Annotated in this window: 18 protein-coding genes and 1 pseudogene; 13 read left to right on the forward strand and 6 right to left on the reverse strand. The window is 37.1% G+C overall.

Features of this window, described 5'->3' with window-relative positions; translation table 11 throughout:
- Window positions 1-49 precede the first annotated feature (49 nt).
- From BLS89_RS02630 to gldJ, 3 genes are all read right to left on the reverse strand, one after another.
- Complete coding sequence (locus BLS89_RS02630; protein WP_092735961.1) at window positions 50-1,372, reverse strand: dihydrolipoamide acetyltransferase family protein; 1,323 nt, start codon at window positions 1,370-1,372, stop codon at window positions 50-52.
- Between the two features lie 139 nt (window positions 1,373-1,511).
- Window positions 1,512-2,786, reverse strand: a complete 1,275-nt coding sequence (locus tag BLS89_RS02635) for a UDP-N-acetylmuramoyl-tripeptide--D-alanyl-D-alanine ligase (protein WP_092735962.1) — start codon at window positions 2,784-2,786, stop codon at window positions 1,512-1,514.
- A 60-nt stretch (window positions 2,787-2,846) separates the two neighbouring features.
- Window positions 2,847-4,460: a gliding motility lipoprotein GldJ gene (gene gldJ, locus BLS89_RS02640; RefSeq protein WP_092735963.1), complete on the reverse strand. Its 1,614-nt coding sequence runs from the start codon at window positions 4,458-4,460 to the stop codon at window positions 2,847-2,849.
- Window positions 4,461-4,700: 240 nt separating this feature from the next.
- Here gldJ and BLS89_RS02645 point away from each other — a divergent pair, with 240 nt between their 5' ends.
- From BLS89_RS02645 to gap, 3 genes are all read left to right on the forward strand, one after another.
- Window positions 4,701-5,537 carry a 1,4-dihydroxy-2-naphthoyl-CoA synthase gene (locus BLS89_RS02645; RefSeq protein WP_092735964.1) on the forward strand — a complete coding sequence of 279 codons (837 nt, stop codon included), beginning with the start codon at window positions 4,701-4,703 and terminating at the stop codon, window positions 5,535-5,537.
- 9 nt (window positions 5,538-5,546) lie between these two features.
- Window positions 5,547-5,696: a hypothetical protein gene (locus BLS89_RS10545; RefSeq protein ID WP_176763224.1), complete on the forward strand. Its 150-nt coding sequence runs from the start codon at window positions 5,547-5,549 to the stop codon at window positions 5,694-5,696.
- Window positions 5,697-6,239: 543 nt separating this feature from the next.
- On the forward strand, window positions 6,240-7,244 hold the full coding sequence (gap, locus tag BLS89_RS02650) for a type I glyceraldehyde-3-phosphate dehydrogenase (RefSeq protein ID WP_092735965.1): 1,005 nt from the start codon (window positions 6,240-6,242) through the stop codon (window positions 7,242-7,244).
- 54 nt (window positions 7,245-7,298) lie between these two features.
- On the opposite strand, the gene BLS89_RS02655 is transcribed toward gap, so the two are convergent.
- Entirely contained in the window at window positions 7,299-7,607 is a 309-nt protein-coding gene (locus BLS89_RS02655) for a DUF4286 family protein (RefSeq protein ID WP_092735966.1), read from the reverse strand.
- Between the two features lie 135 nt (window positions 7,608-7,742).
- On the opposite strand from BLS89_RS02655, the gene gyrA reads away from it, so the two are divergent.
- The 10 genes from gyrA to BLS89_RS02700 all read left to right on the forward strand — a co-directional run bounded on the left by gyrA (window position 7,743) and on the right by BLS89_RS02700 (window position 22,184).
- Complete coding sequence (gene gyrA / locus BLS89_RS02660) at window positions 7,743-10,265, forward strand: DNA gyrase subunit A (RefSeq protein WP_092735967.1); 2,523 nt, start codon at window positions 7,743-7,745, stop codon at window positions 10,263-10,265.
- 21 nt (window positions 10,266-10,286) lie between these two features.
- Entirely contained in the window at window positions 10,287-11,669 is a 1,383-nt protein-coding gene (locus tag BLS89_RS02665) for a tetratricopeptide repeat protein (RefSeq protein ID WP_092735968.1), read from the forward strand.
- 79 nt (window positions 11,670-11,748) lie between these two features.
- Window positions 11,749-14,283 carry a heavy metal translocating P-type ATPase gene (locus tag BLS89_RS02670; RefSeq protein WP_092735969.1) on the forward strand — a complete coding sequence of 845 codons (2,535 nt, stop codon included), beginning with the start codon at window positions 11,749-11,751 and terminating at the stop codon, window positions 14,281-14,283.
- Window positions 14,284-14,377: 94 nt separating this feature from the next.
- On the forward strand, window positions 14,378-15,244 hold the full coding sequence (locus tag BLS89_RS02675; RefSeq protein WP_092735970.1) for a sigma-70 family RNA polymerase sigma factor: 867 nt from the start codon (window positions 14,378-14,380) through the stop codon (window positions 15,242-15,244).
- A gap of 59 nt (window positions 15,245-15,303) precedes the next feature.
- Window positions 15,304-15,954 (forward strand): ribulose-phosphate 3-epimerase, encoded by a 651-nt coding sequence (rpe, locus tag BLS89_RS02680; protein WP_092735971.1) that lies wholly within the window; start codon window positions 15,304-15,306, stop codon window positions 15,952-15,954.
- A 16-nt stretch (window positions 15,955-15,970) separates the two neighbouring features.
- The gene (locus BLS89_RS10550; protein WP_176763225.1) at window positions 15,971-16,129 is read left to right on the forward strand and encodes a hypothetical protein; all 159 of its coding nucleotides are present in this window, start codon (window positions 15,971-15,973) and stop codon (window positions 16,127-16,129) included.
- A gap of 120 nt (window positions 16,130-16,249) precedes the next feature.
- Entirely contained in the window at window positions 16,250-16,993 is a 744-nt protein-coding gene (deoC, locus tag BLS89_RS02685) for a deoxyribose-phosphate aldolase (protein ID WP_092735972.1), read from the forward strand.
- 160 nt (window positions 16,994-17,153) lie between these two features.
- Window positions 17,154-18,488 (forward strand): trigger factor, encoded by a 1,335-nt coding sequence (locus tag BLS89_RS02690; protein ID WP_092735973.1) that lies wholly within the window; start codon window positions 17,154-17,156, stop codon window positions 18,486-18,488.
- A 249-nt stretch (window positions 18,489-18,737) separates the two neighbouring features.
- Window positions 18,738-20,858: a TonB-dependent receptor gene (locus tag BLS89_RS02695; protein WP_092735974.1), complete on the forward strand. Its 2,121-nt coding sequence runs from the start codon at window positions 18,738-18,740 to the stop codon at window positions 20,856-20,858.
- 279 nt (window positions 20,859-21,137) lie between these two features.
- Complete coding sequence (locus BLS89_RS02700; RefSeq protein WP_092735975.1) at window positions 21,138-22,184, forward strand: Cj0069 family protein; 1,047 nt, start codon at window positions 21,138-21,140, stop codon at window positions 22,182-22,184.
- Between the two features lie 92 nt (window positions 22,185-22,276).
- Here the strand turns inward: BLS89_RS02700 and BLS89_RS02705 are convergent.
- Window positions 22,277-22,967, reverse strand: a pseudogene (locus tag BLS89_RS02705) (IS1595 family transposase).
- A gap of 128 nt (window positions 22,968-23,095) precedes the next feature.
- Entirely contained in the window at window positions 23,096-24,640 is a 1,545-nt protein-coding gene (porX, locus tag BLS89_RS02710) for a T9SS response regulator signal transducer PorX (protein ID WP_092735976.1), read from the reverse strand.
- Window positions 24,641-24,719: the final 79 nt, after the last annotated feature.

Below are 24,719 nucleotides of genomic sequence, written 5' to 3' on the forward strand. Positions count from 1 at the left end.
CCATCAATAAAAAAGAGAGCTTTAATTCTAAAGCTCTCTTTTTTTAGATTTATATTTCGGTGTCTAAATCCCAATTTTCCAGATAGTCGTGGACATGTTTTAGGAACATGCCTCCCAAGGAGCCGTCTACTACTCGGTGGTCGTAAGAGTGACTCATAAACATTTTCTGCCTTATTGCGATTACATCTCCATTCGGTGTTTCTAGTACAGCCGGTTTTTTCACAATTGCTCCAATCGCTAAGATGGCCACCTGAGGAAGTGGGATTATAGGCGTTCCCATTAGATTGGCAAAAGTTCCTACATTAGAGATGGTATAGGTAGCCCCTTGTGTATCTTCTGGTCTTAGTTTCTTATTTCTTGCACGGTGAGCTAAGTCGTTGATGGCTTTTGCCAAGCCGCTCAAAGACAGCTGGTCAGCATTTTTAATTACTGGTACAATGAGGTTTCCGTCTGGCAGAGCCGTTGCCATACCGATGTTAATATTTTTCTTTTTAATAATTTTATCACCATCTACAGAGACATTTATCATCGGGTAGTCTTGGATAGCTTTTACTACCGCTCTTACAAAAATAGGCATAAAAGTAAGTTTTTCGCCTTCTCTTTGCATAAAGCTGTTTTTATGTTTGTTTCTCCATTTTACTACATTAGTTACATCACTTTCTATGAACGAAGTGACATGAGGAGCGGTATGTTTGCTTCTCACCATAGAATCAGCGATGATTTTCCGTACTCTGTCCATTTGGATAATTTCATCACCGTCGGATACACTGATTGTGGCTGCAGGAGCAGTAGGAGCATTGGTTTTAGTCTCTGCTTTAGGGGCTTCTACAGTATGGCTCGGTACAGCCGGCTTGGTTTTTCTATTGGCCACAAATTCCAGAATATCTTCTTTGGTAATTCTGCCATCTAATCCGCTTCCTTTTATGGATTGAAGCTCTATTTCTGATATATTTTCTTCTTGAACAATGGATTTTACCAAAGGCGATAAATATAAATCACCTGAAAGCTCTACTTTTGGCTGGTTGAAAGGTTCTTCTATTGTTTGTTTAGTTTCTTGATCAGGAGTAGTGGTCTTTTCTGCTTGTACATAAGGTTTTTCTAGCGGAGTTTCCTCTGTGTCGCTGTTTTCTGCGTCAGTTTCCAAGATGGCAATAGGTTCGCCTACTTTTGCGACCTCATCTTTTTGTTTTAATATTTTCACAATTTTCCCCGAAACAGGTGTCGGTACATCAGAATCTACCTTGTCGGTAGCGATTTCTACCACACTATCGTCTTCGTTTACAATGTCTCCCTCGCTAAAGAGCCAAGAGATGATAGTCGCTTCCATAACGCCTTCTCCCATTGATGGAAGTAATAATTTATATTCTGCCATTTTGCTTTTTTTTGAATTTCAACAAAGGTAAAATTTTTGTTGGTTTTATACAAAGTATTTTTTCTATTTATTCGGTATGAGTATATTGGGCTAAATTAAAACAAAATAAATTTGTCTGAAAAGCTAAGCTACATTGGTTTTAGTTTATATCTTCCAATATTCTTTCTAAAGCAATGCCTCGCGAAGCTTTCAGCAAAATGTTTTTAGAAAGAATAGGGCTTGTTTTTAGGTATTCCGAGAGTTCTTTGGTATCATTAAACGCGGTGGTAGAATGATTGATTTTCTTAAAATGTTTCCCTACAGTAATGATGAGGTCAAAGTTTAGAGATTTGGCTTTTTCGAGTATATTGCGGTGTTCTTCTTCGGAGGCTTCTCCTAGTTCCAGCATATCTCCGATAATAATGGTTTTGGTTCCTTCAAATTTGGAAAAGTTATCCAGCGAAACTGTCATACTACTAGGGTTTGCATTGTAGGTATCTAAAACCAAAGTTTTATTATTTTGGGTTAAGATTTGGGAACGCATATTAGTAGGTGTATAGGCTTCTATTGCTTTTTTTATAAGAACAAAGTCAATTCCGAAATGTAGTCCCAAAGCTACCGCAGCAGAGAGATTTGTGAAATTATAAACTCCGGTAAGCTGGGATAGAGCTGATGAATTTTGATAAACAATTCCTACATTATGGCCTTGATAGAATAGTTCAAAGTGATAATCGGAGTTTAGGTCTCCGAAGTGTAGGATTTGGGTATAGTTTTGAGATTTCTCTACTTGTATTTTATCATTATCATTTATCAAAATCATTTTTTTGTGAGCAATAAGATATTGATATAATTCCGATTTTCCTTTGATGACGCCTTCGTACCCTCCGAAACCTTCCAAGTGAGCCTTGCCAAAATTTGTAATATAGCCGATATCTGGCATAGAAATTTCGCACAAAAATTCTATTTCTTTCTGGTGGTTGGCACCCATTTCCACTACGGCAATTTGATGCTCTGGCTTTATAGAAAGTATTGTGAGAGGCACGCCTATATGATTGTTTAGGTTTCCTCTGGTGTACTGTACATTAAATTTTTCTGCCAATACAGCACTTATAAGTTCTTTTGTGGTTGTTTTTCCATTACTGCCGGTTAGTCCAATGATGGGGATAGATAGCTGTCTTCTGTGGTATTTAGCTAATTCTTGTAAAAAGGTTAGGGTAGAGGGAGTATAGAAAATATTTTTCTGTGGATTTTCAAATTCTTTTTGTTCCACGATTACGGCTAAAGCTCCTTTTTGTATGGCATAATCAGCCAAAGTAGCAGCGTTGAAATTCTCCCCCGAAAAGGCAAAAAATAGGTCATTAGGCTCAATAGTTCTACTGTCTATGGTAACTTTGTTGGCCTTCGTGTAAATCTGATAGAAGTCTTGTATATTCATAAGTCAAAAATAAAAAATCCTTTCCAATTAAGGAAAGGATTGTGAAAATTAAGATAAAAGTTATCTTTTTGATCTTTTGTTTGCATTGTCTTTAGCATCTTGAGCCACACGGAATCCGATCCAATTGTAAGCTTTGCTTTCTTCTTTGTAGCGTCTTTGTCCCGGATCCAGCCAATAAGCAGCATCTTTCCAAGAGCCTCCTTTTACTACCTTTACGGTATTGGTAACTTCGCTGGTTCTCATTTTTTTATCCTTTTCTAAGACCACTCTGCCTTTAGAATCAACATAGAATTTTATACGCGGCGAATTATACATATTGTATTTAGCTTCTTGTGCACTATCAGGGACTTTTCCGTTGTAAGCGTTTAGGGAAGAGCTGTAATCACCGTCTCTGTAATTTCTATAGTCTCCTACTACTTCTTCTTTGTAGTGTCCCGGTAGATTTTTATAAATAAGTCTGCCGTCTGCCAAAGTATCGTATTTTATTTGTGCTGGGTCTACTTTCTCGTAGCTGCCGTCGGCATTTCTTACTTTTTTGCGGACAACATTTCCTCTGTAATAATCAAAATCACTGGCATCTTCATCTATGATAGGTCTGTAAACATCGGCTGTCCATTCTGCTACATTACCGTACATATCGTACAGACCTAAGTCATTAGAAGGGTATTGTTTTACATCGGAAGTCATTGCAGAGCCGTCGTTATTCCAGCCTGCTACACCGGAATAGTCTCCTTGTCCGTATTTGAAGTTTTGGAGGAACATTCCTTTATTTCTTCCTTTTCTTCCTCTAATGTTACCAATGACAGGGGTTTTACCTTTGTAAAGATTATAATTTCTGTCTTTTTGAAGACCTAAAGCGGCAAATTCCCATTCCACCTCTGTAGGAAGTCTAAATTTCGTTACGATTCCCGAAGTGGCATTTCTATTAACTGCCAATATTCTCTGGTTGGTGGTTTTTATTCCCGAAGATTTTTTAAGTCTTTGTTCATTGATGTAAGCCTTCATTTCAGGGTCATTGGCTTTATATTTATCAAGCGTAAAAGAAGCTTGTCCCTGATTGTTATTGGAGTTTACATACAAATCTTTGGAGATGACTCCTTGGTCCATCAATGCTTTTTCATTGGCTCTGTCTGTAAGCCATTCGCAGTATCTAGATGCTTGTAGCCAAGAGACTCCCACTACAGGATAGTAATCAAACTGAGGAGAGCGGAAATAGGTTTCGGAATAATCGTTTCTGGATAATTTATTACTCCACACCAATGTGTCCGGCAAAGCACCGTTATAAACATCTTTGAACTGAGGATCGGAAGGCGGGAATACATATTTAAGCCAAGTGACATACGAGCGATAGTCGTAGTTGGTGGTTTCGGTTTCGCCTATGAAAAAAGAACTTACCTGCATTCTGTGCGGGGTATTGTTCCAGTCGTGCATCACATCGTCTTTTACTTCCCCCATTGTGAAGGTACCCCCTTGCACATAGACCATTCCTGGCCATGCCTTTGGCTTTTGTTGTTTTCCGGAGAAGAACCATCCTTTGGCATCGTTGGGCTTCCATCCGGTTTGGCTTACGAATTTTCTGGTTCCGCCGCCTCTCTTAGTATTATTGCCCCCACAGCTTACTAATACAAGGGAGGAGCTTACTACGAATAATGAAAATACTTTCAGTTTTTTCATCTGATTTTATCTTTATAATTTATAAACACACAATGGTTTTACCATTGAAAAATGATTCACATTCAATCCGCAAAGAAAAATAAATTATTCTACTTTACAAAATAGAACGGTAAGTTTTTTTTGAAAGAACGAAAATTAATTGAGTTTATTGTCTTTGAGATAAAGATAAATTTGTGTTTTTTAGCTCTAATGAGAGTAGTGTGAAAAAATATTCCTATTTTTACGACAAAATTTAATGTTATGATTGACTGGAAAACTGTAAAAGAATACGAAGATATTACTTACAAAAAATGTAACGGTGTAGCGAGAATTGCGTTCAACAGACCCGAAGTACGTAATGCTTTTCGCCCTAAAACGACTTCAGAGCTTTATGACGCTTTTTATGACGCTTACGAAGATTCTTCAATAGGCGTAGTGCTTCTCACCGGCGAGGGGCCAAGTCCCAAAGATGGCGGCTGGGCGTTTTGTAGTGGCGGAGACCAAAGGGCAAGAGGTAAAAAAGGTTATGTGGGTGAAGACGGCAGACATAGACTCAATATATTGGAAGTTCAGAGGTTGATACGGTTTATGCCTAAAGTTGTGATAGCTGTGGTTCCGGGTTGGGCTGTAGGGGGCGGGCATTCTCTCCATGTGGTTTGCGATTTGACTTTGGCTAGCAAAGAGCATGCGATTTTCAAACAAACCGATACCGATGTCGCCAGTTTTGACGGAGGCTATGGTTCTGCTTACTTAGCGAAAATGGTGGGGCAGAAAAAGGCACGAGAGATATTCTTTTTGGGCAGAAATTACTCGGCTCAGGAAGCTTTTGAAATGGGAATGGTAAATGCCGTAGTGCCGCACGCAGAACTGGAAGATACTGCGTACCAATGGGCACAAGAGATTTTGGCTAAATCACCGACGGCAATCCGTATGTCTAAATTTGCAATGAACCTCACCGATGATGGTATGGTAGGGCAACAAGTTTTCGCAGGAGAAGCTACCCGATTGGCTTATATGACAGATGAGGCGAAGGAGGGGAGAGACGCTTTCTTAGAAAAAAGAAAACCAAACTTTGGGGATGACCAATGGATATCCTAAATGTAATTGTTGAATAAAAGATATGACCAATGCCTTGTTTTTTGGGGTAGTGTTAACTATGGCGAGTACGATGGCGTTTTAGGAGGATGGGTAAATTATCTGAAGTGGTATTTTCATGGAGGTACTACGATGGCGGTGTCCGAGAGGTCAATATTTTAATTTAGAAATAGGCGGAAAGATCATACTGTGGGGTAGCTTAGTCGGCTGGGAAATGAACTGAAAGCAAGGCTTTATGAAGAGCATAATATTGTCTTTCTATTTTATGGGGCAAATGATTTGGCGATATGAAAAGGGGGACAAAGCAATAGGCGAGGAGGTAAAAAAGCATTTAATCCAATATTTATGAGTTGATTGTTTTTACACGGAGTTTTACAAAATGAAAAATATAGATAGGGACAAAGGTCAAAAAAGATAAGTAGACATTTCAGGATGATGAGATCCATCTGTATCAGATGATAATTCTAATAATTTTTGGGATTTTCTCCTGACTTATTTGCAATTTTATGTAATACTGCGATATAGAAATTTGTAAATAATGATGAAAAAATAATATTGTTTATTTTATTGATATTTAATGTTTTAATATTTTGTTTAGAAGAGACTGAATATTATTTTAGTGATATTATTTTTTTTCCGTAATTTTATGCTCTGAAAAAAAGAGTGAATTTTAATTAAATTAATCAACATAAAATTATTACAAAAATGTCAACAATCAAAGTAGGAATCAACGGATTCGGTAGAATTGGGAGTTTAGTTTTCAACGCGATGATGGAAAGAGACAACATCGAAGTTGTTGGGATTAACGACCTTATCAACGCAGAGTATATGGCTTATATGCTGAAATACGACTCTGTACACGGGAAATTCAATGGGGAAGTTTCTGTAGAAGGAAATAACCTTGTAGTCAACGGAAAAAAAATCCGTGTAACCGCAGAAAAAGACCCTAACAACCTAAAATGGAATGAAGTAGGTGCTGAGTACATCGTGGAATCTACAGGTCTTTTCCTTACAAAAGAAAAAGCTCAAGCCCACATCAATGCCGGTGCGAAAAAAGTCGTATTGTCTGCACCGTCTAAAGACGACACGCCGATGTTTGTAATGGGAGTAAATCACAAAGATCTTACTAATGATACGCTAATATTCTCTAATGCCTCTTGTACGACAAACTGCTTAGCACCTTTGGCTAAAGTGGTACACGATAACTTTGGTATTGTAGAGGGACTTATGACTACTGTTCACGCAACTACTGCTACACAAAGAACTGTGGACGGACCGTCTATGAAAGACTGGAGAGGCGGGCGTTCAGCTCTATTAAACATTATTCCGTCTTCTACCGGTGCGGCCAAAGCTGTGGGGAAAGTAATCCCGTCTCTTAACGGTAAATTGACAGGTATGTCGTTCAGAGTTCCTACCGCCGATGTTTCTGTAGTGGATTTGACTGTAAGAATCGAAAAAGCAGCTTCTTACGATGAAATTTGTGCGGCAATTAAAGCAGCTTCCGAAGGAGAGCTTAAAAATATTTTAGGCTATACAGAAGATCTTGTTGTTTCTCAAGATTTTGTGGGGGACAAGAGAACTTCTATTTTTGATAAAGGTGCCGGAATTATGCTGTCTCCTAATTTTGTTAAATTAGTATCTTGGTATGATAACGAAACAGGATATTCTAATAAACTGACAGATTTATTACTTCACTCTGCTTCTCTATAAGCGATTATGAGGTAAAGTTAAAAGGCAATTCTTTCTTAGAGTTGCCTTTTTTTATTAGTTCCCTCTCCTCTTAGAATTTAATATGGTTACAAAAATCATTACTTTATCGGAGAATGTTTCTTTAATACTTTCCGCAAAATCAGCAAAATAATCATTCAAAAAAGATTCTCTTTCAATAGGGGATTTAAAATCTAACAAAATATTAAAATTCTTTCCTTCTTGCAGCATTTCTGTTTCCACTTCGGATATAATATAGGAGTGTCCCCATTTTTCTACCCGAGAAATCATTTCTCCACTCATATAAGCTTCCCACTTCGGAAGTGCATTGTTTTCACAATGAAAAGTAACACTAAGTAAACTCATTATTAACGATTTTTATGACTTATTTAAGACAAAAATCGGTATTTTTTTTGTAATTTAGCCCATCAATATTTTTTGGAGAGATAAAAAGAAGTTAAATTTATTTTATCTTTCTGATTATCAAATAATAATAAAATTATGCATAAAGAAGGAGAAAGATTGATCCCCATCAACATTGTTGATGAAATGAAGTCATCTTATATTGACTACTCTATGTCGGTTATCGTATCTCGAGCTTTACCAGATGTGAGAGATGGGCTGAAACCCGTTCATAGAAGGGTTTTGTACGGAATGTACGGACTAAATGTTTTTTCTAATAAAAAACACCTGAAATCTGCCAGAATCGTAGGAGATGTATTGGGTAAATACCACCCACACGGTGACAGCTCTGTATATGATGCTATGGTGCGTATGGCACAGCCGTGGAGTCTTAGGTATCCTCAGGTAGATGGGCAGGGAAACTTCGGTTCTATGGATAACGACCCGCCTGCGGCAATGCGTTATACCGAGGCAAGACTCAAAAAAATATCCGATGAAATCTTATCCGACCTCGATAAGGAAACCGTAGATTTTCAAAATAATTTTGACGATAGTCTGCAAGAGCCTACCGTATTGCCTACAAAAATTCCCAATCTTTTAGTTAATGGAACTTCGGGGATTGCTGTGGGTATGGCGACTAATATGGCACCGCACAACCTCTCGGAGAGTGTAGATGCTATCTGTGCTTATATTGATAATAAAGAGATTGAGATCGATGAGCTGATGAAGCACATTATCGCACCGGATTTTCCTACCGGAGGTATCATCTACGGATACGACGGCGTGAGAGATGCATTCCACACAGGGCGGGGAAGAATTGTCCTGCGTGCAAAAGTTAATTTTGAAGAGGTGCATAATAGAAATGCCATCATCGTTACAGAAATTCCTTACCAAGTAAATAAGGCAGAAATGATTTCCCGTACTTCGGAATTGGTAAAAGATGAGAAAATCACCGGAATATACGACATCAGAGATGAATCAGACCGTAGAGGTCTGCGTATTGTGTACGAGCTTAAACACGATGCTATCCCTAATGTGGTGCTCAATTTGCTTTACAAATACACCGCTCTGCAAACTTCGTTTAGTGTCAATAATATTGCATTGGTTAAAGGAAGACCTCAGCAGCTTAACCTTAAAGATATTATCGCTCACTTCGTGGAACACCGCCACGAAATTGTGGTCAGAAGGACGAAATACGAGCTCAAAAAAGCCAGAGAAAGAGCTCATATTTTGGAAGGGCTAATGAAAGTCATCGCCACAGAAGACTCTCTTGACCTGGCGATTTCTATCATCAAAAATTCCAAAACGCCGCAGATGGCAAAAGAAGGATTGATGGCAGAGTTTGAACTTTCCGAAATTCAAGCACAAGCCATTCTTGATTTGAGATTGGCAAGGCTTACCGGAATGGAATTGGATAAAATCCGTGAAGAGTATAAAGCTATAATGGATTTAATCCACGACTTAGAAGACATTCTAACCAACGAACCAAGACGCTACCAAATCATTAAAGATGAACTTCTGGAAATTAAAGAAAAATACGGAGACGAAAGAAGAACTGAAATTGATTATTCAGGCGGCGAAATGTCCATAGAAGACTTTATTCCTAACGAAGATGTCGTGCTTACCATATCTCACGCGGGATATATCAAAAGAACTTCGTTATCCGAATATAAAACGCAAAGCCGTGGCGGCGTAGGAAACCGTGCAGCTTCTACCCGTGACGAAGACTTCCTGGAATACATAGTCTCTGCTACCAATCACCAATATATGCTTTTCTTTACCGAAAAAGGAAAATGCTACTGGCTAAGGGTATTCGAAATTCCGGAAGGCTCCAAAACGGCTAAAGGAAGGGCGATACAAAATCTCATCAATATAGAACCGGATGACAAAATAAAAGCCTATATCCGAACCAACGACCTGAAAGACGAGGCGTATGTGAAACAAATGTATGTGGTAATGATTACTAAAAATGGTACCATCAAAAAAACCACTCTCGAAGCTTACTCGCGTCCAAGAACCAATGGTATCAATGCCATTGAAATTAGGGAAGACGACCAACTACTCGGTGCAAGACTTACCAACGGAAATTCTGAAATAATGATTGCCACCAAAAACGGTAAATGCATCCGTTTCCCTGAGGAAAAAGCCAGAGCTGTGGGTAGAACTTCTATCGGAGTAAGAGGTATTTCATTGGAGGATAATGACGAAGTTATCGGTATGATAGTTGTAAATGATATTGAAAACGAAACCGTTCTTGTGGTATCCGAAAAAGGCTATGGTAAGAGAACGGCGGTGGAAGACTATCGTGTGACCAACAGAGGTGGAAAAGGGGTTATTACTCTAAACATTACCGAAAAAACAGGTCATCTCATCGCTATCCAATCTGTCGTAGATGGCAATGACTTGATGATTATCAACAAGTCCGGAGTGGCCATCAGAATGTCTGTAGATAATATGAGGGTAATGGGTAGAAATACACAAGGGGTAAGGCTTATCAATCTTAAAAATAACGATGAGATTGCCGCCGTAGCTAAGGTAGAAGCTGAAAAAGTAGAAGAAGAAACAGAAGACAGCGAAACTGCCGAAAACACCGAAGCTGAAGAACAAACTAATAATGAATAAAATTAAAAACAATTAAACAATATGAAAAAAGTAATTTTAAGCGTAGCCGTTTTTTCAATGGTTATGGGATACGCTCAAAAAAGAGAAATACATAGAGCTTTTGACGCTGCACAAAGTGGCAATATCGCCGATGTGAATACAGAACTTGCAAAGGCTGACTCTGAAATCAATAACGACCTAAGCCTTCTGGAACCAAGTCTATTGGAAGAATATTATTTTGCAAAAGGTACGGCACTTCTTAAATCCAATAAAACTTTGGAAGGTGCTGATATGCTTTCCAAAATTATAGATTTAGGAAAAGAAAAAATCTATAAAGGTAAAAATGCCAATAGAGACAGGGTCTATTTCGTAGGTAAGGAAGCTGCTGGAAAAAGCGGATTAAGCGGGCTAAGCGAAGACACTTATTCACCAAAAACCTTAGATAAAGTAAATGCACTGATCAACCCCTTGCTGAAGGCAACAGGAGATGCAGCATTCACTGCTTATAAGAATAAGGATTACGCTAAAGCAGCCGACAAATATTTAGAAGTGTATAATTTGCTCAAAGCAACAGGGAATGTTGATAAAGTTTATAAATACTATAGTGCTCTCAACTATGCTTTGGCAAATGATAAAGAGAATGCAATCAAGATGTACACAGACCTCATAAACTCCGGCTATACGGGCGTAACTACACAATATAAAGCCAAAGATAAAGATGGGCAAATAGTAAACTTAGATAAAAAATCTTACGATATGCTAAGTAAACTCGGTACCTCTTCCGGATATTCTGATTTCAAAACAGAAACGACGCCAAGCGTAGAAAAAGAACTCTACGAAACAACTACAAGGCTTTTGGTAGATGCCGAAAAATATGACGATGCTCTTACTATTATCAACAAAGGCTTACAGAAATTTCCACAGAATAGTATCTTATTAGACCTGCAAGGGACAGCTTACTTCAAAGCCGGAAAGACAGAGCAGTTCTTGCAATCGTTACAGCAAAAAGTAGCTCAAGACCCAAGCGATAAAGTAAGCTGGTATAATCTCGGAGTTCTTTACAGTAAAGACGATTCTAAGTTTGGTGATGCCGAGAATGCATTCAAAAAAGCATTGGAAGTAGATCCTAATTATATCCCTGCCCTGCAAGGTATTTTCTATAATGTCTATATGCAAGGTGATGACAGCAAGGCTATAAACCAGGCCGAAGCAGCGAGAAAAAGCAAGAATATGGATTTATTCAACAAAATCTTGAAAGAAAGACGCGAACGCTTTGCCAAAGGACTTCCTTACCTTGAAAAATGGTATTCTTTGGAACCGAAAAACAAAGAGATTGTTTCATTGCTAAAAGGTGTTTATCTGTCTTTACACAAAGAGGATAAATTCAAAGAAATGAAAAAAGTAGAAGAATCTTTGGAAAAATAAACTCTAAAATAAACAATAAATAAAAGCTGTCCTTTCATATTCTGAGGCGGCTTTTTGTGGCAATAAACTTATCAGTAAAATGGAAAAAACTTATCGTGTTTTGGGAATGACTTGCAGCGGCTGTCAAAAGAAAATATCCGAAACACTTAATAATATAAAAGAACTCACTGCAATCGTAAATTTGGAGGAGGCAACGGTTACTCTAAAATCAGAAAAGTCTATTGATTTAGCTTCCATCAATAAAGCATTGAAAAAAGCAGGCAGCTATATTTTAGAAGACCCCGATGCCCCAAAAAATACGGATTATATTCCGCCGCAAGACCGAGTGTCGCCCAGTTCCGTATATTATTGCCCTATGGAATGCGAAGGAAGTAAAGTCTATTTTCAGCAAGGTAAAAGATGCCCCGTCTGCAATATGTACCTTGTCCCGATAGAAGAGAGAACACAAGCCAAAGATACGCATACCCATGAACACCATCAGCATAAAATATACACAGCAAACAATACCGGAAAGTACTACTGCCCTATGTTTTGCGAGGGAGATAAAGTATATGACTCTAATGTAGGCTGCCCTGTTTGCGGTATGGACCTTGTCCAAATTCCAATAGCCGGTGAAGAAGCGAAAGACGATAACTTTGAAATCCTGAAGAGAAATCTAATCACGGCTATTATTTTTACAATCCCTGTTTTTATCCTATCTATGGGCGGAATGTTTGTCCATTATAACATTGATCCTTTGCTGAAAGGCTGGATAGAGTTGGCATTGTCCTTACCCGTTATTTTCTATTCAGGGTGGTTTTTATTAAAGAGAGCTTGGGTTTCGTACAAAACCATGAATCTAAATATGTTCAGTCTCATTGGTTTGGGGGTAGCAGCTGCATTTTTATTTAGTTTAGCACTTCTTTTATTCCCAGAGAGTCTTCCGAAAGAGTTTGAAAATAAGGTAAATCATTATTATTTTGAGTCTGTTTGTGTTATTATCACGCTTGTGATTATTGGCCAGGTAATGGAAGCCAAAGCTCATAAAAAGACCGGTGATGCCATCAAAAAACTAATGAGTTTATCGCCTGCCGAAGCACATATTGTTAGGGATAATGAAGAACATACGATTCCCCTCTCTGAAGTGAAAAAAGGAGATATCCTCCGAGTGAAAGCAGGTGAAAAAATTCCGGTGGACGGTACCATTACAGAGGGGAGTGCTTTGATTGATGAAAGCAGCATTACCGGAGAACCTATCCCAATTGAAAAACAAGTCAATAACAAGGTAATAGCCGGTACTCTGAACGAAAAGCATTCCTTCCTGATGAAAGCCGAAAGGGTAGGCAGCGAAACGCTTTTAGCCCAAATCATAAAAATGGTAAACGATGCCGGCAGGAGCAAAGCCCAAATTCAAAAATTAGCCGATAAAGTTGCAAAAGTTTTTGTTCCTGCAGTTGTCTCAATTTCTGTGCTTACTTTTATTTTATGGTATATATTTGGCGGGGAGAGCCGGTTGAGTTTAGCGGTAATGAATGCCGTAGCGGTGCTTATTGTGGCTTGTCCCTGCGCTTTGGGGCTTGCTACGCCTATGAGCCTGATGGTAGGTATAGGCAAAGGAGCCAGGAATGGTGTTTTAATCAAAAATGCAGAAGCTCTGGAAAAGATGAACAATATTGATGTTCTCATAACGGATAAAACAGGCACGCTCACAGAAGGCAAACCTACTCTGGCTGAAATCATTACCGCAGAGGGATTTTCCGAGCAAGAAGCCATTGCCATTGCCGCAGCTCTTAACCAAAATGATACCCATCCTTTATCCAAAGCTGTTATAGCAAAGGCTAAACAACAAAAAATAACAATTAGCAAAGTCCATCACTTTGAAAGTATCGCGGGAAAAGGCATTACAGGAGTTATTAACCATGAAAAGTACGCCCTTGTTAATCAAGCTTTTATTGATGAGCATCATATTTTTACAGATAGTATAAGAAGTAAAATTCAATGTTTTGAAAATCAAGCTTTTACGCAATCTTTTTTAGTTAAAAACAATACGGTATTAGCTTTATTTTGTTTTGAAGACCTTGTAAAATCCAATGCCAAAAAAGCCCTAAATTTCCTTAACGAAAAGAACATAGAAGTCGTGATGATGACCGGCGATAATGAAGCCGCAGCCAGAGCCGTGTCTGAGAAACTGGGCATAAAATATTATAAGTCTCAATGTATGCCGAAAGATAAAATGGACGAAATAAAAAAACGACAAATGCAAGGTCAAAAAGTTGCAATGACAGGAGACGGTATAAACGATGCACCAGCCCTTGCACAGGCAGACATCGGAATAGCAATGGGGACAGGTACGGACATTGCCATAGATAGTGCCGATATTATTTTATTAAAAGGCGATATCAACGGCATTACAAAAGCTCTAAAACTAAGCCGGAATTTGATAAAAAACATTAAAGAAAATTTATTCTTTGCTTTTGTTTATAATGCTGTGGGCATTCCTATCGCAGCGGGGTTACTTTATCCTATTTTTGGGATTTTACTAAGTCCTATGTTTGCAGCTTTGGCAATGAGTTTCAGTTCTGTGTCAGTTATTTTAAACTCATTAAGATTAAATAAGGTAAAATTAAATAATTGATAATAAGGTGGTTGTTGATTATTTTCAAATTAAACAAAAAAATTTGTAACCTTTTGAAGATTGAATTCGTATAATATAAAAATTTACAAAGACAATGAGACAATTAAAAATTACAAAACAGGTAACCAACAGAGAAACAGCTTCTTTGGATAAATATTTGCAAGAAATAGGCAAAGTAGATCTCATCACTGCCGACGAAGAAGTGGAACTGGCACAGAAAATAAAAGCAGGTGATAAAGTAGCTTTGGAAAAACTAATAAAAGCCAACCTTCGTTTTGTAGTTTCTGTTTCTAAACAATATCAGAATCAAGGGCTTTCGCTTCCGGATCTTATCAACGAAGGAAACCTTGGGTTAATGAAAGCCGCGAAACGGTACGATGAAACCAGAGGGTTTAAATTTATTTCTTATGCTGTGTGGTGGATTCGCCAGTCTATTCTCCAAGCATTGGCAGAGCAGTCCAGAATCGTAAGGCTTCCTCTGAATAAAATTGGCTCTATTAATAAAATTAACAAAGCTTATGCACATTTAGAGCAAGAGAATGAAAGACCGCCTTCTGCAGAGGAACTATCGGAGGTTTTGGAAATGAGTGCCGAAGACATTAAAGAATCTATGAAGCACAACGGAAGACACCTCTCTATGGATGCCCCTTTGGTAGAGGGAGAAGACTCCAATCTTTATGATGTGCTTCGCTCGGGAGAATCGCCAAGCCCTGATAAAGACTTAATGTTGGAATCTTTACAGATTGAAATAGAGAGAGCTCTTCAAACTTTGACGCCGAGGGAGGCAGATTTGGTGCGTCTTTACTTTGGGTTAAACGGCAAACACCCTATGACATTGGAGGAAATAGGCGAAACTTTTGACCTCACAAGAGAGCGTGTCCGTCAGATTAAAGAAAAAGCTATAAAGAGACTGAAACACCACTCTCGAAGCAAAATTCTAAAATCTTATTTAGGTAAATAATCTATAAGGGTAGCGGATATTCCGTTATCCTTTTTTCATAAAACATTAAAAAAATATTGATGAAAATTAAACGAATAGCTCCCTCTATGCTTTCGGCGGATTTTGGAAATCTGCAAAGAGATATTGAAATGATTAACAAAAGTGATGCCGATTGGTTTCATGTAGATGTAATGGATGGACGCTTTGTCCCTAATATTTCATTTGGATTTCCTGTTTTGAAAACTATAAAAAAACACGCCGAAAAATTTATAGATGTACATTTGATGATTGTAGAGCCGGAAAAATATGTGGAAGAATTTATTGCACAAGGTGCAGATTTGGTTTCTGTACACTACGAGGCTTGCATTCACCTGCATCGCACCATTTCTTTCATTAAGGATAAGGGTGCTCAGGCTGGGGTAGTTCTCAATCCTTCTACGTCTGTGGCAATGCTGGAAGACATTATTTCTGATGTAGATTTAGTATTGCTAATGAGCGTAAATCCTGGGTTTGGAGGACAAAAATTCATTGAGAATACTTACAAAAAAATTACACAAACTAAGGAACTCATTGAAAAATATAATTCTAAAGCCTTAATAGAAATAGACGGTGGCGTAAATACCAAGAATGCCTCTCTCCTTTTTGAGGCAGGAGCCGATGTTTTAGTCGCAGGGAATGCTGTATTCTCGTCCCCTACACCGGAAGAAACTATCAGACAGTTGAAATATTAAATAGAACCACAATAAGATGAATAACCAAAACCACAATCCTCAAGAGAAGTCTAACTTGAAAAAATGGTTTGCACGAGTAGGTTGGTTAGGATTGACTTTCTTTACCATTAAAGGGCTAATGTGGCTGGCTGTATTTTATTTCGGTGCAGAATCTATTAAAAGCTGTTTTAGCTGAATCATAAGCGATGATTATATCAAATAAAAAAACATTGTAAGAGAAAGATTAGTCCAAAATACTTAAATTTTTAGGCTAACTTTGCAATTCAATTTCTAATTATAAAAAAAATCAAACAAAATGAACATACAAGATTATTTAGATTCTACTTATCTGAAAACTCCTGAACAAGCAGGAATAACATTGCAAGAAACCCAAAAAAAGGTAATAGAACTTACCGATGAAGCCATAGATAACAATCTGTTCGCAGTAATGATACGTCCCAATTTTGTAAAAGAAATAAGAGAATACTTAAATGAAAAAAATAGCAAAGTTCTTTTAGGAACTGTAATCAGTTTTCCTGAAGGTATAAACTCTGTAACCGAAAAACTTACAGAAGCTGAAAAGGCAATAAGCGATGGTGCTGATGAATTGGATTTTGTAGTGAATTATAAAGAATATCTTCAAGGGAATCTCCATCTCGTAAAAGAGGAATTTGTGAAAGGGACAAAATTGTGCCTTGACCACAATAAAGTAGCTAAATGGATTATTGAAATTGCCGCTTTGAACGATATTCAAATTGCAGACTTGACAAAACACTTATCCACTTGGGCAGAAGAAAATTTCAAGTCCGAAGATTTGGCGAAAATATTTGTGAAATCTTCCACAGGCTTCTACAAAACCGAAAACGGAAAACCAAACGGAGCAACTTTTGAAGGAGTGAAAATAATGCTGGATAATGCCGGAAAACTTCCCGTAAAAGCAGCAGGAGGCGTAAGAACTCCGGAAGATGCCAAGAAAATGATAGAAATGGGAATAAAAAGAATAGGTACTTCTTCTGCTATGGCTTTAGTAAAAGGAGACGGAAAAATAGGAGGGTATTAAACTTTATTTAATTAACTTTTTAAGCAAATAACAATATTTTAGGTGCTTTAGAGTAGGTATAAAACCATCTGCTCGGGGCATAGGCAATATTTTTTGATAAATATACTTTAAAAATAAACATTTTTTTTTTACTTTTGTCGGATAATAAAAATATCAATTAATGAAGGTTACGAGTAAAAATCACGATGAAGTAAGCGCTTTGCTTACGGTAACTTTGGACAAAAAAGATTATAAAGACAAAGTTGAAAAGCAATTGATTAACTACGCTAAAAATGCTAACATACCAGGCTTCAGAAAGGGGAAAGCACCTCTTGGAATGATTCGTCGTCAGTACGAAGGAGGACTTACCTATGAAGAAATTAACAAGCAAGTTTCTGAGGGATTGGACAAATATATTACAGAAAATAAAATAAGATTGATTGGGCGTCCTATTCCTGTGCCTGTAGAGGAGCTGGATACAAATAAAGAGCAGATAGAAATATCATTCGAAATAGGATATGAGCCTGATTTTAGTATAGATTTATCTAAATATGAAGCTCCTCATTATAAGGTAGAAGCAGGAGAAAAAGAAGTAGGGAAGAGCATAGAAAATATGCAAAAAAGATTTGCGGATAGAGAAGAGCAGGATAAAGCAACCAAGGATTCTTACGTAGCTTTGGAAGTAAAACAAGTAGTGGAAGAAGACGTAGAGGGTGTTCATAATCATCCACCGAAAAATGTAGTTGTTAGCAAAGAAACCAAAGAGGCTTTTGAATTGGTAAAAAAACTAAAAAAAGACGAATCTTTGGAAATCTCTAAGGAGGATATTCAGAAAGACGAGAATTTAGCTAAGCAATTAGGTTTCTCAAAAGACGAAGCAGAGCATCTTCATCACGATAAATTGTCAGTAACGGTTAAGGATATTTACAAATTGAACCTTGCAGAGCTAAATCAAGAGCTTTTTAATAAAGTCTATGGAGAAGGCGAAATAAAATCTGAAGAAGAGCTTAAAGCTAAAGTGAAATCTGAACTTGATGAGTATTTCCAGCAAAATGCAGATATTCACTTTGTAAATAAGATTTTGGAGCAGATTACGGAAAAAGAAGAAGTAAAACTTCCGGAAGAGTTTCTCGTAAAATGGCTTATGTTTTCTAATGAAAATATCAATACTAAAGAACAAGCTGAAGAAGTTTATGCAGCAGAAAAAAATGCTTTAAAATATCAAGTGATAGAAAGTAAACTGATTAGTGATAATGGAGTAAGTATAGACTATACAGATCTTCTTTCACAAGCAGAACAGTTGGTAAGAAATCAGCTTGCTATCTATGGAATTCATCATTTGCCCGATGAAGAGGTGCAGAAATACGCTGTGGAAATGATGAAAAATCAAGAGCAAGTGAGACAGATTTCTTCGGAAGTAGCGATGGCTAAACTTAGAGATGTGATTTTAGAGAAAGCGGCTAAAAAAGAAGAGAAAATATCTCACGATGATTTTATGAAAAAAATAGAAGAATAATTGTATTTTTCATGGTTTTTGATTTTTTAGGTTGAACAAAAAGTTGGTCTTTTGACCAGCTTTTTTTGTTAATGTCAGTAAAAGTATTATTTTTGCAGGCGAAATTTAAGGGGTGCTGTAACAGGCTGAGATTATACCCAATGAACCTGGAACAGGTAATGCTGTTTAGGGAGTTTTTGCTCATCGGGAGCATTGTATAATTGTACCCCTTTTATTCAAACTAAATTTTAACCTTAAAAATTTATAAGAATGAAAGGATTTGTTTTTTCAGGGCTTTTCGTAAGCTCACTTTGCTTGGCTCAGCAGATGCCAAAGGATTCCACAAGAACGACAGATGTGGAAGAAATCAAACTACTCAAGAGACTGCCTGTCTCTAAGGAAATTATCAATGTTGATAAAGATTTGAAGTCAAAGAATTTGGGGCAAGATTTACCTATTTTGCTTAGAAATCAGATGTCCGTTATCACGACTTCCGATGCCGGAAACGGGGTGGGGTACACAGGCTTCAGGATTAGAGGTACTGCGGGAACTTCTATCAATGTGATAATGAATGGAGTACCTTACAACGATTCGGAGTCGCAGGGGACTTTCTTCGTGGATGTGCCGGATCTAGTGAGTTCTGCTTCTCAAGTAGTTATCCAGCGTGGGGTAGGTACTTCCTCTAATGGTGTTTCTGCTTTTGGTGCGAGTGTAAATGTTATTTCAAAAGAACCGAGTAAAAAATTTTATGTAAAAACAGATGACAGCTATGGCTCTTTTAATACTTATAAATACTCGGCAGAAGTGGGCAGCGGACAGTTTCTGGACAACCAGCTGTTTATAATGGCAAGATACACCAAAATACATTCTGACGGATATATAGATCGTGCATTTTCCAATCTTGATTCTTATAATGTTACGGCACTTTTCCAAAGAAACCAAACAATGCTGAGGCTGATGGCTTTTGGCGGAAAAGAAAAAACCTATCAAGCGTGGAATGGTATAGATGCGGAAACTATGGCAACTAATAGGAAAGCTAATAGCTGTGGTGCTATTTATAATGAAGATTGGTCTAAAATAATAGGCTACTACGATAATGAGACAGACAACTATCGCCAGAATCATTACCAATTCCTTTGGAAACAAGAACTAAATAATGATTGGAGATTAGAAACGACTCTGCATTACACGAAAGGAAAAGGATATTATAGAAATTACAAACAAGATAAAAAATTTTCTAAATACAATCTTCCTAACTTGGTTGTCAATGGAAACGAGGTGAAAAGAGATGATTTCATCAGGGATAAATGGCTGAATAACGATTTCTATGGTCTTGTTTCTACACTTTACGGGCATTTGGAGAATATGGAGCTTAATTTCGGGTTGGTGGCAAACCAATATTACGGAAGGCATTATGGCAATGTGTCGGGCGTAAAGTTCAAAAACATTGTGGAACACGAATATTATCGCAATCGTTCTTTGAAGAATGAAGTATCGGGATTTGCAAAGGCTGTTTTGAAACTAAATAAATGGAATTTATTCGGAGATTTACAACTAAGAAAAATTAGTTATGATACTAAGATTTTGACAGCAGGAGATGATGAGGGGCTTGACCTTGATAAACAATGGAATTTTTTTAATCCTAAAGTAGGCGTAAGCCACAGACTAAAAAATGGGAAAGTTTATTTTTCTTTTGCAGTGGCAAACAGAGAACCCAATAGAGATACATTCAAAAATAATATAGATGCCAAGCAGGAAAAACTTTATGATTGGGAATTAGGATTAGAAAAATCTTGGGAGGACATATCTTTTACTGCCAATGCCTATTATATGGATTACAAAAATCAACTGGTGTATTCCGGGGTAATTAATGATGTGGGAGATTTTGTGCAAATGAATGTACCTGAAAGCCATCGTATGGGAATAGAATTGGGTACCGAAGCCGTATTGTCGTCGTCTTTGCGTTTGACGGCGAATGCTACGCTTAGCCAAAATAAAATAAAACATTTGGAGGCCCAAGATGAAAACAAAAAAACGATTGTACTTAGCAATACGGATATAGCACTATCCCCGAATTTTATAGGGAATTTGGGATTGCAGTACCAGCCGTTCAAAAATTTTGAATTAGGTATTACTCAGCAGTTTATAGGTAAGCAATACCTGGATAATACGCAAAATAAAAATTATAAACTTAGAGATTATGCCCTTACGGATTTTAATGCAAAATATACACTCAATCTGCATAGAACAAGTATTGATTTTAATCTTTTGGTGAATAACTTATTTGACAAATCTTATGTAAGTAACGGCTATGTCTATGGGACTACGCCATATTACTTTGCTCAAGCAGGGACCAATTTTATGTTTGGGGTAAGTGTTAAGTTTGAGTAATATTAAATCATAATAAAAGCGGTTTGTTTTTGAAAATAATCTAAAAATAAACCGCTTTTTTGTGAAAAACACTTTGTTTTGGTTGTGGGAGGCTTTGTGTGTTTAATTAAAAGTCTTTATTTAGATTTAATGTTCCGTATGGTTTAATTTATATTATATGTTTTAAATCATATTTTTTATCGGATTTAATTTGTTAAATTTGTGTAGTGTTAATTATCATTATTTTTACGAAAGGTAATTTCTAAATACATGAAAGAAACAATATAAATCTATGTATAAATGAAAAAGAACATTGTAATTTTTGAAGCAGAAGGTGGTTCCGACAAATGGATTGACGGGCACCGAAAAGATACAATGCCTATTCTCAACGCCATAAAGGCGAAAGGGTGGGGCTGTGAAGTAGTCTACTTCCGAGATGAATGGAAAGATGTCATCTTGGACTATGCGAAAGATAAGTTTGATGCATATATCAGCCGCATCAATCCGGGAAACCTTCCAAATGGAGAAAAAGAGTATTTCAATACTTTGAAAGAACTGACTAAAGCAGGGCTTATAGGAATGTCTTCTCCAGACGCGATGCTCAATTTCGGAGCAAAAGATGCTTTAGTGAAGTTGGCAGACACCAGTTTGGTACCGGATGATACCTATGCGTATTATGACATTAAAACATTTAGAGATACTTTTCCAAAGAGTTTGTCTTTTGGGGAGAGAGTGTTAAAACAAAACAGAGGAAGTACGGGAGAGGGGATTTGGAGAGTGCAAATCGCTGATGAAATCTCGTATAATCCGGGAGATAGTATTCCGTTGGATACCAAGCTGAAATGTACCGAGGCAGTGGATAATCATGTGGAGTATAATACTTTGGGAGATTTTATGACGATGTGCGAGAAATACATTGTGGGCGACAATGGTATGCTGGTAGATATGAGGTTTATGCCGAGAATTAAAGAGGGAGAAATCAGAATTTTGATGGTGGGCTCTAGGCCTATCTTTGTGGTTCACAAAAAACCGGCAGATACGGAGGATGCTTTCTCGGCAACATTGTTCTCCGGAGCCAAGTATACTTACGATAAACCTGAAGATTGGCAAAATCTAATGGATATGTTTAATAAAACATTACCTATTATCTCCCAAAAATTAGGAGAACAGGAGGTCCCATTGATTTGGACTGCAGATTTTATGTTGGATTGGGACAAAGATGGAAACGATACTTATGTATTAGGAGAAATAAACTGCTCTTGCGTAGGTTTCACTAGCCATTTAGATCAAGGAATTCAAGAAGTGGTTGCAAACGAGGTTGTTCGCAGAGTAGAGCAAAGAGGATAGTTTGAGGCAGTATTTTATTCTATCATTGAAGAAATTAAATATAGGTGGCTTTTTAGTTGCCTATATTTTTTTGTTTGCAGAGGTTGATTATTTTATGGTTCAGATAATTTAAGAGGATTATTTCGTATCAATTTACATAAACAAAGATATAAATTTTTATCTCTATTGTTATATCTAAATTCACATTCCTTTAGATGGTAATAAAACTTATGCTTATGAATACCTCTAAATCGAGATAATCTTACTTTACAGAGTCCCTCAAAAGTTTTCTATTCCGTTGATATGATTCCTCCCTAAGGCAAATTCATTATCACTATGTTTAATACGATAATGCTTCTTGTATCCAAAATCAGCAAGTCCGTCGTAGGTTTTAAATCCGTCCGTATAAAGCGTTGATTCTTTATCTACATTTTGTTTTATAATAGGCAGTATCTCAGCCATTGAGCAGTTTTTTTATAATTTGAGATATACCTTTCCTTCTCTTTTTAACCTGCCAAAAACAGGTATTTTGCCCTTCGCACCTCTTCCTTTTTTTCCTCGAACTCGTTTGGCTCCGAAATAACTCTCGTCAAGTTCTATTTCATCTTTTCTAAGTGATGAATCTTTTTCGCATTCTTCTGCAATAAGTTCTCTTATTTTATCAAACATTTTATTAATAGTTGGGCGTGAAACACCGGTAATCTCACTTACTTTTTGGGCTTCAATATCAATACAAAATAGAATTAAAATTTCTCTAAATTTTGCTTCAGAAATTCTTGAACAGACAATATACTTATTTTTCATTGATTAAGAATGATTTACAAAGTTATAAGTCCTCTTAAATTATCTTGAAGCAAAATTAAAATAAAAGCGGAGAAATTACGATTCTCCGCTTAGTAAAAACAAATAAATTATGAAAACAAAAAAACAAATTATTTAGGTTCTAAAATACTTATCGGGATGATACATTCTTCCAGAGAAATACCCCCGTGTTGATAGGTATCTTTGTAATAATTGACATAGTGGTTGTAGTTTTTAGGATAAGCTAAGAAAATGTTGTTTTTAGCAAAAATATACTTACTGCTCAGGTTCCCTTTTGGGAGGAAGAGTTTTTCTGGAGCAGTTATAGCCCACACATCGTTGTTGTCGTAGTTTAGGCTTTTGCCTGTTTTATAGCGTATGTTGGTAGAGGTTTCTTTATCTCCTACTACTTTGCTTGGTTTTTTTACATATATGGTTCCGTGGTCGGTAGTTATCACGAGTTTGTACCCGCTCTCGGCAGCGAGTTTTATGATTTTCATCAATGATGAATTTTCAAACCAATTGTAGGTGAGCGAACGAAAAGTTTGGTCGTCTCTAATAAATTGGCTTACAATATTGTTGTCCGTTTTAGCATGAGAGAGAATGTCAATGAAATTATAAACAATAACCACCAAATCATTTTTCTTTATCTGCTGAAAGTCGTCAAGGGTTTTTTTTTCAAAATCGGCATTGAGTATTTTTACATACTTCATAGACTTAGAAGACAGCCCAAGCCTTTTCATTTGGTCTTCGAGGAAATCTCTTTCGTAGTCGTTTTTATTGCCTTCTTCATTATCATTGAACCATTTGTTTGGAAATCTTTTCTCGATTTCAGAGGGTAGTAATCCCGAGAAAAAGGCATTCCGAGCGTATTGGGTCGTCGTAGGCAAAATGCTGTAATAGTAGTCTTCCGAGATTTTGTTATAGAACTTGGTGAACAGTGGCTCTATCACACGCCATTGGTCGTAGCGGAGATTATCAATCATCAGGAGGAGGACTTTTTCCTTCTGAACTTCCGGCTTTACTTTTTCTTTGAACAAGGTATGGCTCATCAGCGGTTTTTCGTTGGAATTGAGCCAGTCTTCATAGTTCTTCTCTATAAATTTGGCAAATTGTATATTCGCTTCTTCTTTTTGAGATTGAAGAAGGTCTTTGAATTCGTTATCAAAGACTTTATCAAATTTAATTTCCCAGTTGATGATTTTTTTGTAATAATCTGCCCATTCTTCATAGCTTCTAATATACGATACTTCAAGGCTTAGATTTCGAAATTCCTGCTGGTATTCTAGTTTGGTTTTTTGTTCCACCAGATCATCACTCTGAAGGTTTTTTTTCAGCGAAAGCAGAATTTGATTGGGATTAACGGGTTTCAGTATATAATCTGCAATCTGCGAACCGATGGCCTGTTCCATAATCTGTTCTTCCTCGCTTTTGGTAACCATCACGATTTTGGCGGAGCTGTCTTTGTGTTTAATCATAGGAATGGCTTCCAGTCCGGATATACCGGGCATATTCTCATCCAAGAGAACCAAATCGTATTTCTTTTGACTCATGATTTCCAAGGCTTCATTTACATTGTTGACTGGGGTTACTTGGTATCCTTTGTTTGTCAAAAATACAATGTGTGGTCTCAGCATATCCACTTCGTCATCTATCCATAGAATTTTTCCTGCCATTACAGATTGTTTTTCTATTTTTGTATAAGCAAAGATATAGCCAAACTATTCACTTTGTCCTCTAAATTAAAGATAAAAA

The organism is Riemerella columbipharyngis, assembly GCF_900101995.1.
Lineage (GTDB): Bacteria > Bacteroidota > Bacteroidia > Flavobacteriales > Weeksellaceae > Riemerella > Riemerella columbipharyngis.